Genomic DNA, 13,078 nt, shown 5'->3' on the forward strand with positions numbered 1-13,078 from the left:
GTGGAAAGCGAACCTTTTCCCGGAGCCCCTAGAACCACACCATCGTTTCGAAACCGAGTCTTCCACAATCGGGAGCTTTTCTCTAACAGTGAAATAAAAAAAGAGAGAGGCAGAACCTCTCTCTTTTGGTAACTAGCTTAAATGCTTTTCTTTTTTGCGTTCTCTGTTGAACCGGAAATTCCCGGTAGCTAAACGTCTGTTGGTGTTTTCTTCTATACGATCGTGGCAGGATTGACACATGTACGTGTGTATCCGGCGATTCCGAAGTCGTTTTGCTTGCAGGCAGTAGCTGTCAATTTTCTCAATTTCATCGCAAATCACGCATTGTACACGCATCTTTTTCACCTCTATTTTTCCATTCGATTACATATAGTCTAACATAATAAGTTTTTTATATATAGATGAGATTTCCACGTTTGACTTCTCAAGGGATTGGGAAATGTAATTACAGAAGTAGAGGAAAGGATGATTTGTTTGAGAAAACGTTGGATATTTACAGCTATCGGTGCCACTCTTGGCGGAACCATTGCTTATTTTCTGAAAGATGAGGACAAGCGTCAGCAAGTCAAAGACAAAGCAAAATCAATTCAAAGCAGCCTAGGAAAATCAGAGGATATGCCGATTGAAGAAGCTGGGAAACCTGAAACCGCTTCACTGGATAATTCGGATATGGTGGCAGAAGGATCTCAATTCGGCGTCCAATACTATAATGAATTGACCGAAAAAGAAAGAGAAATCCTTGAGAAAAGCAACAGCTAAATCCCCGCGAGGATTTAGCTGTTTTTCTGTTCGTTTAGTTCTGCTTTGATTGTTCTTTTTCAATTTGCTCGAGCTGTTTTTGCTCTTTTTCCGGCACAGAATCCTGGTTGGAGTTGGACTGTGGTTTTTCTTCAACGGAACCACTCGGCATATAACGTCCGACAATTTTACTCAGTTCATCGGTGACCGCTTCCACAGGATGACCTTCAGCCATTTTCTGACCAAGGCCCCTAATTCGTTCCACACCGTCTGCGTCTGCAATGACAGCTGCTTGTTTTCCGTAAGGGTCATGTTTTAAAGCTTCGGCTACAGAATATTTGATCACGCCGACGCGGGAGCGATCTAGATCTTTGTCCACATCAATTCCTACAACTACATAGTTGCCAAGCACGAGGGCGGTTGCATCATGGACATCCGGAACTTGGACGGCAAGCTTAGCAAGGTGTCTTGCTGCTTGCTGGCTGGTCATGTTTTTCTTTTCCACCGGATCTGAATCCGTGACGTACTTCAACTCAGGATCGTTTTGTCGCTCTTGAAGCAGTGACTCTTCACCGCCGTTTTGCTGACACGCAACTAGGGCCAAAAGGGCTGCTAACCAAATTAATTTTTTCAAAGGAATCACCACTTTTTATTTATAGCCTGTGTCAGCTTGCAGATAATATACAAAAAGGACAGCTTAAAAAGCTGCCCAATCTTTACTGCAATACAATTTTTTTGATTCCTTTGATCGGTTCGGAACGATTGGATCCGTCTTTGAAATAAAGGTGAACGGGACCTTGTTCTTGCAAAGGCTTTCCATTTTCTGCGAAAAGTAAAAGGGATTCGGATAAAACATCGGCATCGATCACTTTTTCGCCTTCATCTGTGACTAAGGCTGCTTTTTTTACATCAGCGGCTGGTTCGCTGGTATGTAGGAACGGCTTCAGTGGCATGAGAAACGTGCCTTTTAAAATCCTTTGTTTTTCATAACGATTGATGCTTTTGTTGACAGGTGGGTTGATCTTTTGCTGATAGACTTCTCTGTCAAAACGGGTAGACTGGCGCTTTAACTCATCTTCTTCCGTTGGTTCTGTCGGGTTTTCTTCCCCTTCGAAGACCTCTGGGAAGGTCATTTTTCGATCGTCGAATATCCAGACGGTTGGGTCGAGTGTAATTGGGAATTTAACATTTCCTGCTATTTGAACAATCATGACTTTGGCCACCTTTCGATTAATAAAAAGTCATCCATCCAAAATCATAGCAAAAAATGAATTCGATTTCATTAAAGGAGGCATGATCCATTGATTAAAGATATTACAGAAAGTGTTCTGGAAGAATGGTTGGACAACGTACGCCCCTATGCTTACGACGGTCAGGTGGCCAACTATATCCCGGCACTATCACGCAGCAATCCAGAAGATCTAGCTGTTGCCATCCACTACTTGGATGGAGATGCAGTGGAGGCCGGAGAAACAGAAGTGAGGTTTACGCTTCAAAGCATTTCGAAAGTCATCTCACTGGCTTTGGCTCTTATGGATAATGGGGAAAGTTATGTGTTCGATCGTGTAGGCATGGAACCAACAGGGGATCCTTTTCATTCCATCTACCGTTTGGAACAAGTTCCATCTAAACCTCTCAACCCAATGATCAACGCAGGAGCTCTTGCGGTAACGAATATGATCCACGGGGATACACCTGATGAAAAAGTCGGCCGCTTGTTGAGCTTTATTCATGATTTGACTGATGATCATTCCATCGGATACAACGAAGAAGTGGCTACCTCGGAATTCGAATCGGCTTTTTTGAACCGGTCTCTGCTTTTCTACATGAAGCAGCATCAAATTGTCACCGGTAGTGTAGAGGAAACTCTTGATGCCTATACCAAACAATGTGCGATTGAGGTGAATGTCTGTCAACTTGCCCGGATCGGAGCGCTGCTTGCAAATGGGGGAAAGGATATTCACTCCGGGCGGAGAATTATACCGAAGCATCTCGCAAGAATTTGTAAAACATTTATGGTCACGTGCGGCATGTATGATGCTTCAGGATCCTTTGCTATTAAAGTTGGTATTCCGGCAAAAAGTGGTGTATCAGGATCCGTCCTCGCATCCTTAAACGAGTTTGGAGGAATCGCTGTATATGGGCCGAGCCTTGATGAAAAGGGGAACAGTGTTGTAGGCTTAAGACTTTTAGAAATCCTGTCCAATCGTTACGATTTGTCGATCTTCTAATTGTTCATTCCTATCTTGCAATTTATTGTGTTAAACGATAAGATAAAAAAAGAAAGACTCGTACATTGGAGGGGATTTTGATGTTGTCTGATGTGGCTGTGGATCATCGAGAAAAAGCCTATGCCCTTCTAAAAGCTGACGCTGATAAAATATTAAGGTTAATAAAAGTACAGATGGACAACTTGACGATGCCTCAGTGTCCACTTTACGAAGAAGTTTTAGATACACAAATGTTTGGATTATCCCGCGAAATTCATTTTGCGGTTCGCTTGAATTTAATCAGCGACGAAGAAGGAAAAGCACTTTTGGATAACCTTGAAAAACAGTTGAACGTTTTGCATGAGGCTGCTCAGAAGTCATAAGATAAGAACTCAAATTGCGACAGTTTGTTGTAATTTGAGTTTTTTTATTTTCATCCTTTTACATATACAGGTTTTGCTGAGACATGGATCGGTTGTTACTTTTGTAACTAAAATTGTCAGATTTAAAGGAATTTTCGCTCTCTGAGTAGAAAACTATGTAACAGAACGTACGAATTCCTAAAACATAGACAAACAGGGAGTGGAATCATGGCAAATACGAAAAAAATCAATAAAGTTTTAGTCGCTAACCGTGGCGAGATCGCTATTCGAGTCTTTCGTGCGTGTACAGAATTAAATATTCGTACCGTCGCCATTTATTCGCAGGAAGATACGGGGTCCTACCACCGTTATAAAGCTGATGAGGCGTATTTGATCGGCGAGGGGAAGAAGCCGATCGATGCTTATTTGGATATTGAAGGAATTATTGAAATCGCTAAGAGCGTGGGGGTTGATGCGATTCACCCTGGGTATGGATTTCTATCTGAAAACATTCAATTCGCACGAAGGTGTGAAGAAGAAGGTCTTACTTTCATAGGACCGACGAGCGAACATTTGAATATGTTTGGAGACAAAGTGAAAGCGAGAGATCAAGCGGTACAGGCGGAAATTCCTGTTATTCCGGGGAGTGACGGTCCTGTCAGTGGACTCGAAGAGATCCGCGAGTTTGGGGAAACGCATGGCTATCCATTGATGATCAAAGCAGCGATGGGAGGCGGTGGCCGGGGAATGCGCGTTGTCAGAAGCGCTACAACCCTTGAGGAATCTTATGACCGGGCCCGTTCGGAAGCACGAGCAGCATTCGGCAGTGATGAAGTTTATGTGGAGAAGCTGATCGAACAACCCAAACACATCGAGGTTCAAATCATTGGTGATCGGGACGGCAATATTGTTCACTTGTATGAAAGGGACTGTTCGGTCCAGCGTAGACACCAAAAGGTTGTGGAGATCGCTCCGAGTGTCAGCTTAAAGGATGGAGTAAGAGAGGCCATTTGTGATGCAGCAGTCAAACTTATGGATAATGTGAAATACATCAACGCCGGTACGGTAGAATTCCTAGTAACTGGAGATGAATTTTACTTTATAGAAGTGAACCCCCGTGTACAGGTGGAGCACACGATCACAGAAATGATTACCGGTGTAGACATCGTTCAGACACAAATTCTTGTCGCGGAAGGATATGACTTACATAGCGACCGCATCTCCATACCGAAACAAGAAGATATTGTCACGCACGGATATGCGATCCAATCCCGTGTAACAACCGAAGACCCTCTGAACAACTTCATGCCGGATACAGGGAAAATCATGGCTTATCGTTCTGGAGGCGGCTTCGGGGTCAGACTTGATGCCGGAAACGGGTTCCAGGGAGCGGTCATCTCTCCTTACTACGATTCTTTGCTTGTCAAACTGTCTACGTGGGCGCTAAGTTTTGAACAAGCCGCTCATAAGATGGTTAGAAATTTAAAAGAATTCCGTATTCGCGGAATCAAAACGAACATCCCTTTCTTGGAGAATGTCGTCCAGCACAAGCAGTTCCTGTCCGGAGAATATGATACAACGTTTATCGACCGTTCTCCAGAGCTCTTCGTTTTTCCAAAACGAAAGGATCGCGGGACGAAAATGTTGTCCTATATTGCTGATCGGACCATCAATGGTTTCGAAGGATACGGTAATCGTAAGAAGCCGAGCTATTCAAAGCCAAGAATTCCAATGATCAAGCATTCGGAACCGATTCCAGATGGGACAAAACAAATTCTTGATGAAAGAGGTCCAGAAGGTCTCGCTTCGTGGTTGAAAGAGAGAAATGAAGTCCTGCTCACAGATACGACCTTCCGGGATGCCCACCAGTCGTTACTCGCAACCCGTGTACGGACAAAAGATCTCGAGAATATAGCAGAACCAACAGCCCGTCTTTTACCTGATTTGTTTTCATTAGAAATGTGGGGAGGAGCGACCTTCGATGTCTCTTACCGTTTCTTGAATGAAGATCCTTGGGAGCGTCTGTTGAAGTTGAGGGCCCAAGCACCGAATGTCCTTTTTCAAATGCTTTTAAGGGCTTCCAATGCGGTCGGATACAAAAACTATCCCGACAATCTCATTCGTGAATTCGTTGAAAAAAGTGCGTCAGCAGGGATTGATGTCTTCCGGATTTTCGACAGCCTCAACTGGGTAGAGGGCATGAAGCTTGCTATCGACTCTGTGCGGGAGAGTGGAAAAGTTGCCGAAGCGGCGATGTGTTATACAGGGGATATTCTTGATAGCAGTCGACCGAAGTATGATCTTGCTTATTATAAAAAGCTGGCGCTCGAACTTCAGGAAGCTGGTGCTCATATCCTCGGCATTAAAGATATGGCCGGATTGCTCAAGCCGGAAGCGGCTTACCAGTTGATCAGCTCACTGAAGGAAACCGTCGACATCCCGATCCATCTGCATACTCATGATACGAGTGGAAATGGATTGTTCACATACGCGAGAGCGATTGAAGCAGGTGTCGATGTCGTCGATGTTGCCACGGGTTCAATGGCAGGATTGACCTCCCAGCCGAGTGCGAACAGCCTTTACTATGCTCTTGAGGGTAGTGAGCGTAAGCCGAATGTGGACATTTCCGCTTACGAAGAGCTCGGACACTTTTGGGAAGATACAAGAAAGTACTATCAGGATTTCGAGAGTGGGATGATGGCTCCACATACAGAAGTGTACGAACACGAAATGCCTGGAGGACAATACAGCAACTTGCAGCAGCAGGCAAAAGCGGTCGGTTTAGGACACCGTTGGGATGAAGTCAAGTCGATGTATCGCCGAGTGAATGACATGTTCGGTGATATCGTAAAAGTAACACCGTCTTCGAAAATCGTTGGAGATATGGCCCTCTATATGGTCCAGAATGAGCTGAATGAAGACGATATTTATGAAAAAGGCGATTCTCTTGATTTCCCTGACAGTGTCGTTGAATTCTTCCAAGGCTACCTCGGTCAGCCCTACGGTGGATTCCCTGCGGAGCTACAGCGCATCATATTGAAAGGGAGGGAGCCGATCACGGTGAGACCAGGGGAGTTGTTAGAGCCGGTTGACTTCAACAACTTGAAAGAAACATTGTTCCATTCCCTCGATCGTCAAGTAACAAGCTTTGATATGATCAGCTACGCTCTTTATCCAAAAGTGTTCATGGACCATCATAAGTTCAGAGAGCAATACGGGGATATGTCTGTACTCGACACCCCAACCTTCTTTTACGGGATGAGACTGGGTGAGGAAATTGAAGTGGAAATCGAACAAGGGAAAACCTTGATCGTGAAGCTTGTCTCTGTCGGTGAGCCACAAATCGATGGGACCCGTACGGTGTACTTCGAGTTAAATGGCCAACCTCGTGAAGTCGTCGTGAAGGATGAGAATGTGAAAGCTGCTGTTCAACAGCGTCCGAAAGCAGATAAAGCGAACAGCAAACACATCGGGGCAACGATGCCAGGGACAGTCATTAAAGTGCTGTCTAATAAAGGCGAGGAAGTGAAGAAAGGCGATCACCTGATGATCACAGAAGCGATGAAAATGGAGACCACCGTCCAAGCACCTTTTGATGGCGTCATTAAGGATATCTACGTAGAAAACAATGAAGCGATCCATGTCGGTGATTTACTCATTGAATTTGAATGATCGCAAAAGAGTGGAAGCCACTTAGTGGTTTCCACTCTTTCATGAATGATTGAACAATAGGACGAAAGCGTTCAGTGTACCTTTGCAACGGGAGTATATATAGACGATTAAAAAATCTCAGAGGGCCCCTCTGAGATTTTTGTTTGGTTTATTTCACCGAACGTTCATATTTAGCGCTTCTTGAAGAAAGTAATAGGAAGTAGGATAGAAGACCGACAAATAAAGAAATAACCAACGCATGCAGAAGGGCAAGACCCAAATGCACATACGTCATGATAACAAAAGCACCTACAAGAACCTGTGCGACCATAAGACTTGCTGCAAGGATCCAGCCTTTTTTCATGATCGGACTGTTTTTATAATCTTTCAAAGCTTTCATCATGAGAAATCCCGTCCATATGAAAACCCCGGCTGCAGCAGCACGGTGTCCCATTTGAATCCATTGAGCTGAGCCATACAATGAAAAGTCGAAAGGGGAAGCATTTCTGCAAAGCGGCCAGTCCAAACAAGCCATCGATGAGTAAGTATGACGGACAAGTGCACCTGTATAAACAACGATCAATGTGTATGTAGTTAAAGAATAAATTTGAAGCCTAAATGGTTTACGGATGAGTAGGGAGTGTGCGTCAAATTTCCGGTCGATCTCAAATATGATCAGCATCAGTAGAAGGACTGCTGCGAAAGATACAAGAGATATTCCGAAGTGAAGCGCTAGTACGAAGTCGGACTGCCCCCATTTTACGGCAGCGGCTCCAATTAATCCTTGAGTGAGCAAGAAAAAGAATGCAAGAAAGGATAGGAATTTCACCTCTCGTATATGACCAACTTTTACCCAAGCAATCACAGAAAGGGACAGTACTAGTAAACCTACGCCTCCAGAAACAAGTCGGTGACTTAATTCAATGATTAAGGCGACATCAATTTCAGATGGGATCCATTCTCCGTGGCATAGCGGCCAACTGTTTCCGCACCCCATCCCTGAATCTGTTTTTGTGACGAGTGCTCCGCCTAATAGAACGAGCAGCATCCCTAATGTGGCAAAAACCGATAACCACTTTAATAATCGCATGGCATGAAGCCACCTCCATTCCTGTCAAAAGAACACGAGGGATATCATACCATTTAACCTCATTAAAATCACTAAAGTCTTGAAAAAAACTTGCAATGTATGACAGGGTTTGCTAGAAATAAAAGGGTGTGTTTCACATCAACGTCGTCGCTTTTTCTGAGGGAAAAAGGCCAGCAGCGTTAAAATTGTTGAGAATGGTAGATACTAAGAGAGAATGCCGTTTCACAAAGTTGTCACAAATAAATAAAATTGTTGAGTTTAAATAGATAGAACCACAATTACATGATACAATTATTTTGATGTTTCTTGTCATCCTTTATGATGCAAGAATGGAAATAGCCCTCGGTGAATCCTTTAATGAATAAGGATTCATGTTATTCTTTTAAGAGGGTGGTAGAAGGAGGAAGATAATACGATGGACAATCCAAGAACAGTCGAATCTGCTTCTACAGAAATGATCCAAACAAAAACCAATGACCATTCTTTGTTAGCTGATATAAAGAGCTTGATCAAAGTCGGTATCATTAACTCTAATTTGATTACTACATTTGCTGGATTTTGGCTTGCTCTCCATTATACGGGTACATTATTTTTTGATCAGTGGGTTACTTTCCTGCTGACGATGCTCGGAACCGCTTTGGTAATTGCCGGTGGTTGTATTCTTAACAATTGGTATGACAGAGACATTGACCCGATTATGTCACGGACAAGCAATCGTCCGACGGTTACAGGAACGATGTCTTTATCATTTATAAAAACATTGGGGATCAGCGTGTCCATTCTCGGATTTATCACTTTGCTCCTCACGACATGGCAGGCAGCCTTGTGGGGCGCATTTGGTTGGTTCGTTTACGTCGTCCTTTACACGATGTGGACAAAGCGAAAATACACGATCAATACAGTGGTTGGAAGCTTCTCAGGAGCTGTTCCACCATTAATCGGATGGGCTGCTGTTGATCCAGGATTGCAATTGGAAGCTCTGATTCTGTTTCTTATTATGTTTATCTGGCAGACCCCGCACTTCCTGGCACTTGCCATGAAGAAAAAAGATGAATACAAAGCAGCTGGAATTCCAATGCTCCCTGTTGTTCACGGGTTCAACATGACTAAACGTCAAATCGTCGTTTACGTTGCTTGTCTGCTCCCATTACCGATTTATTTGGCTTCTCTTGGCACGGTCTTTCTAATCACGGCTTATGTGCTCTCTATCGGCTGGCTGGCTCTAGGGATCGCAGGCTTTTTTATGAAAGATGACTACAAGTGGGCGACATGGATGTTCATTTTTTCCTTGAACTATCTGACGATCATGTTCTTTATGATGGTCATCGTCACATTGCCATTCCCATTTTAAAGAACTGACCTCCTACTACAAGGAGGTCAGTTTCTAAATAAAAAAATGCATTACAAGAGAAAGAGAGGTATGACGCATGAGAGGTTGGATGGGAAAATTCCGTTCATTATTCTTATTTGGTGCACTAACCATGCTCCTTACCGGATGTGGTATTGAAAACATCAGTGCACTAAAACCAAAAGGGTATGGCTCGGAATTATTATTTGATCTTATGTTGATCAGTATTGCGATAATGATTTTCGTTTTCGTAATCGTTATGGCCATTTATGCTTTCGTTCTTCTCCGTTATCGTGAGAAGAAAGGGCAGGAACACATCGTTCCGAAACAAACAGAAGGGAATAAAGCTTTGGAAGTGATTTGGACAGTCATTCCAATTATTTTGCTACTTGTGCTGGCAATCCCTACTGTGCAGGCGACTTTCGACCTCGCTGATCAATCGACGCAAGGAGATGAAGGCGTTTTAACGGTCGATGTCACAGGTAACCAATATTGGTGGCAGTTTGACTATGCAGATCAAGAGATCTCTACAAGTCAAGAAATCTACATCCCTACAAATGAAAGGGTATACTTAAACATGAAAGCCAGTGATGTCATTCACTCCTTCTGGGTACCGGCAATCGCGGGTAAGATGGATACCATTCCTGGTGAAAACATCAACACTATGTACTTAGAAGCTTATGAAGAAGGGGTTTACGAAGGCTTTTGTGCTGAACTTTGCGGACCTTCCCACTCCCTGATGTACTTCAAAGTAATCGCTGTCAGCCCTGATGAGTTTGATCAATGGGTAGAAGACATGCAGAACATTGATCCTGAAGCAACGCCAGAAACAACAACCGCTCAGGAAGGTCAAGAGTTGTTCAACAACAACTGCATGAGTTGTCACGCAATTGGTGGCGCGTCAGCTGGTGTAGGACCGAACTTAGGCAACTTCGCAAACCGCGAGAAAATTGCAGGGATCCTGCAGCCATCGAAAGATAACCTTGTAGATTGGATTGTTCATCCGGATGAAATCAAGCCGGGGAACCAAATGCCTGCAGAGCTGGTTTCAGAAGAAGATGCAGCAAAAATTGCTGATTACCTTCTAGAGTTGGATCACTCGGATGTAGGAAACGATCTTGAGATGCAAAGTGTTGAAGAGTAAGGATTTATGAGAAAGAGGTTGAAAAGGGAGGTTAAAGCGTGAGTACTGCAGTAGCACAAAAACGTGGGCTCGGCGCTGTGATTTGGGATTACCTGACAACAGTAGACCACAAGAAGATTGCGCATCTTTACTTGGTCTCTGGGGGGCTGTTTTTCCTAATCGGTGGGCTCGAAGCCATGATAATTCGTATCCAGTTGATGAAGCCTGACAATGATTTCATCTCCGCTGGACTTTACAATGAAATGATCACGATGCACGGTACAACCATGATTTTCTTAGCGGCCATGCCGCTCATCTTTGCCATTATGAACGCCGTTGTCCCCTTACAGATCGGGGCAAGGGACGTTGCCTTTCCATTCTTGAACTCCCTAGGTTTCTGGTTGTTCTTGTTTGGAGGACTTATGCTGAACGTATCCTGGTTCACAGGTGGTGCACCGGATGCCGGCTGGACCAACTATGCACCATTATCGACGACTTCACCAGGGCACGGGGTAGACTATTATGTCATGGGTCTGCAAATATCCGGTGCCGGAACGTTAATTGGTGGAATTAACTTCCTTGTAACGATTGTAAATATGAGAGCTCCAGGTATGACGTATATGCGTATGCCATTGTTCACATGGTCTGTATTCGTCACAAGTACGTTGATTCTATTCGCTTTCCCTGCTTTGACAGTAGGACTATTCCTTATGATGTTCGACCGTATGTTCGGATCTGCTTTCTTTGACGTGGGTCTCGGTGGTAATGCCATCATCTGGGAACACTTATTCTGGATCTTCGGTCACCCGGAAGTATACATATTGATTCTTCCGTTGTTCGGAGCTTTCAGTGATATCTTTTCAACATTCTCTAAGAAACGTCTCTTCGGTTATTCCGCGATGGTATTCGCAACCGTTTTGATCGGTTTCTTAGGATTCATGGTATGGGCTCACCACATGTTCACCGTTGGTATGGGACCTATTGCCAACTCGATCTTCGCTGTAGCTACAATGGCGATTGCCGTACCTACAGGGATTAAGATCTTTAACTGGTTGTTTACGATGTGGGGCGGACAAATCCGGATGACGGCTGCTATGCTATGGTCCATCGCCTTTATTCCATCGTTTACGATTGGAGGAATGACTGGAGTTATGCTAGCCGCAGCAGCTGCTGACTTCCAGTATCACGATACGTATTTCGTTGTTGGACACTTCCACTATGTCATCGTTGGTGGGGTAGCCTTTGGACTTTTCGCTTCTCTACACTACTGGTGGCCGAAGATGTTCGGTAAAGTTTTAAATGAGAAACTAGGTAAACTGGCATTCTGGCCGTTCTTTATCGGTTTCCACTTGACATTCTTTATTCAGCACTTCCTTGGTCTTATGGGTATGCCTCGTCGTTACTGGGTCTTCCTTGAAGGACAGGGCCTTGCTACAGGGAACTTGATCAGTACAATCGGTGCCTTCTTCATGGCGATTGGTACGATTATTTTCCTTATCAACGTTGTGTACACATCCGTCAAAGAGAAGAAAGTGAGCGGAGATCCTTGGGAGCATGGCCGTACGCTTGAGTGGTCGATTCCATCTCCACCACCACACTACAACTTTGTACAAACACCACTTGTACGTGGGCTTGACCCTCTATGGGTGGAGAAAATGGATGGAAAAGAAGGCATGACACCTGCAGAACCACTGGGTGACATTCACATGCCGAATGCTTCCATACTTCCATTTACCATTTCACTCGGTACATTCATCGCCGGTTTCGGATTCATCTACCAAGTTGATGATCCAATCTGGTTAGTGGCTGTCTTTGCTGGTATGGGACTTACACTCGGATCTATGCTTGTTCGTTCCTTGAAGGATGATCTGGGTCACCATATTCATAAAGAAGAGCTTGAAGAAGATATTAAGAAGGGGGTTGGCAAATAATGAGTTCTGAAGATGTACTCAATCCAAAACGAATGCCGCATGATCCGGAAAAAGCCACCCTTGAAGGTAGAAACAAATTCCTTGGCTTCTGGTTTTTCCTCGGTGGAGAAACCGTATTGTTCGCAAGTTTATTCGGTACTTACCTTGCGTTGAATGGCTCAACACAAGGGGAGAACACACCTGAGCACCTGTTCGGATTGGAACTTGTGTTCATCATGACGATGCTACTTCTGACAAGCTCGTTAACCAGTGTGTATGCGATGTACCATATGAAAAATCATGATTTTAAAAAAATGCAAATGTGGCTGGGGATTACCGTTGCATTAGGACTTGCATTCCTTGGCATGGAGATTTATGAGTTTTATCATTACATCCATGAATATGGGTTCACGTTCCGATCCTCCGCATTTGGCTCAGCATTCTACACGCTCGTCGGTTTCCACGGGGGGCACGTTCTCTTTGGACTAAGTTGGATTGTAGCGCTTATGCTCCGCAACCAGAAGCGTGGACTGAACTTATATAACGCGCCGAAGTTTTATATTGCAAGCCTGTATTGGCACTTCATCGACGTTGTATGGGTATTCATCTTTACAGTTGTGTATCTTATGGGAAAGGTGGGTTAATC

Annotated in this window: 12 protein-coding genes; 8 read left to right on the forward strand and 4 right to left on the reverse strand. The window is 44.2% G+C overall.

Features of this window, described 5'->3' with window-relative positions:
* Positions 1–132 precede the first annotated feature (132 nt).
* On the reverse strand, positions 133–336 hold the full coding sequence (locus HFA01_RS17410; RefSeq protein WP_146818620.1) for a YlaI family protein: 204 nt from the start codon (positions 334–336) through the stop codon (positions 133–135).
* A 129-nt stretch (positions 337–465) separates the two neighbouring features.
* Here HFA01_RS17410 and HFA01_RS17415 point away from each other — a divergent pair, with 129 nt between their 5' ends.
* Positions 466–759: a YbyB family protein gene (locus tag HFA01_RS17415; protein ID WP_307725380.1), complete on the forward strand. Its 294-nt coding sequence runs from the start codon at positions 466–468 to the stop codon at positions 757–759.
* A 34-nt stretch (positions 760–793) separates the two neighbouring features.
* On the opposite strand, the gene HFA01_RS17420 is transcribed toward HFA01_RS17415, so the two are convergent.
* Entirely contained in the window at positions 794–1,372 is a 579-nt protein-coding gene (locus tag HFA01_RS17420; protein ID WP_146818624.1) for a YhcN/YlaJ family sporulation lipoprotein, read from the reverse strand.
* 82 nt (positions 1,373–1,454) lie between these two features.
* Positions 1,455–1,949 (reverse strand): hypothetical protein, encoded by a 495-nt coding sequence (locus tag HFA01_RS17425; RefSeq protein WP_146818626.1) that lies wholly within the window; start codon positions 1,947–1,949, stop codon positions 1,455–1,457.
* 90 nt (positions 1,950–2,039) lie between these two features.
* Between HFA01_RS17425 and glsA the strand changes: the two genes are divergently transcribed.
* The 3 genes from glsA (at position 2,040) to pyc (ending at position 6,982) form a co-directional block, all read left to right on the forward strand.
* Positions 2,040–2,969 carry a glutaminase A gene (glsA, locus tag HFA01_RS17430; RefSeq protein ID WP_146818628.1) on the forward strand — a complete coding sequence of 310 codons (930 nt, stop codon included), beginning with the start codon at positions 2,040–2,042 and terminating at the stop codon, positions 2,967–2,969.
* Positions 2,970–3,049: 80 nt separating this feature from the next.
* Positions 3,050–3,331 carry an Fpa/YlaN family protein gene (locus tag HFA01_RS17435; RefSeq protein WP_075036512.1) on the forward strand — a complete coding sequence of 94 codons (282 nt, stop codon included), beginning with the start codon at positions 3,050–3,052 and terminating at the stop codon, positions 3,329–3,331.
* 207 nt (positions 3,332–3,538) lie between these two features.
* Entirely contained in the window at positions 3,539–6,982 is a 3,444-nt protein-coding gene (pyc, locus tag HFA01_RS17440; RefSeq protein ID WP_146818631.1) for a pyruvate carboxylase, read from the forward strand.
* A 148-nt stretch (positions 6,983–7,130) separates the two neighbouring features.
* Here the strand turns inward: pyc and HFA01_RS17445 are convergent, their stop codons facing one another.
* Positions 7,131–8,051, reverse strand: coding sequence for a COX15/CtaA family protein (locus tag HFA01_RS17445; RefSeq protein ID WP_146818633.1), 921 nt, complete (start codon positions 8,049–8,051; stop codon positions 7,131–7,133).
* Positions 8,052–8,466: 415 nt separating this feature from the next.
* On the opposite strand from HFA01_RS17445, the gene cyoE reads away from it, so the two are divergent.
* From cyoE to HFA01_RS17465, 4 genes are all read left to right on the forward strand, one after another.
* Positions 8,467–9,402, forward strand: a complete 936-nt coding sequence (cyoE, locus tag HFA01_RS17450) for a heme o synthase (RefSeq protein ID WP_146818635.1) — start codon at positions 8,467–8,469, stop codon at positions 9,400–9,402.
* A 76-nt stretch (positions 9,403–9,478) separates the two neighbouring features.
* A complete protein-coding gene (gene coxB / locus HFA01_RS17455; protein ID WP_146818637.1) occupies positions 9,479–10,543 on the forward strand; it encodes a cytochrome c oxidase subunit II in 1,065 nt (354 codons plus the stop codon).
* Positions 10,544–10,581: 38 nt separating this feature from the next.
* Entirely contained in the window at positions 10,582–12,453 is a 1,872-nt protein-coding gene (ctaD, locus tag HFA01_RS17460; protein ID WP_146818639.1) for a cytochrome c oxidase subunit I, read from the forward strand.
* The gene (locus HFA01_RS17465; protein WP_146818641.1) at positions 12,453–13,076 is read left to right on the forward strand and encodes a cytochrome (ubi)quinol oxidase subunit III; all 624 of its coding nucleotides are present in this window, start codon (positions 12,453–12,455) and stop codon (positions 13,074–13,076) included. The genes ctaD and HFA01_RS17465 overlap by 1 nt, the downstream gene beginning before the upstream one ends.
* The last annotated feature ends 2 nt before the right edge of the window (positions 13,077–13,078 follow it).

Origin of the sequence: Halobacillus faecis (assembly GCF_007991335.1) — a bacterium.
GTDB classification, from domain to species: Bacteria; Bacillota; Bacilli; order Bacillales; family Halobacillaceae; genus Halobacillus; species Halobacillus faecis.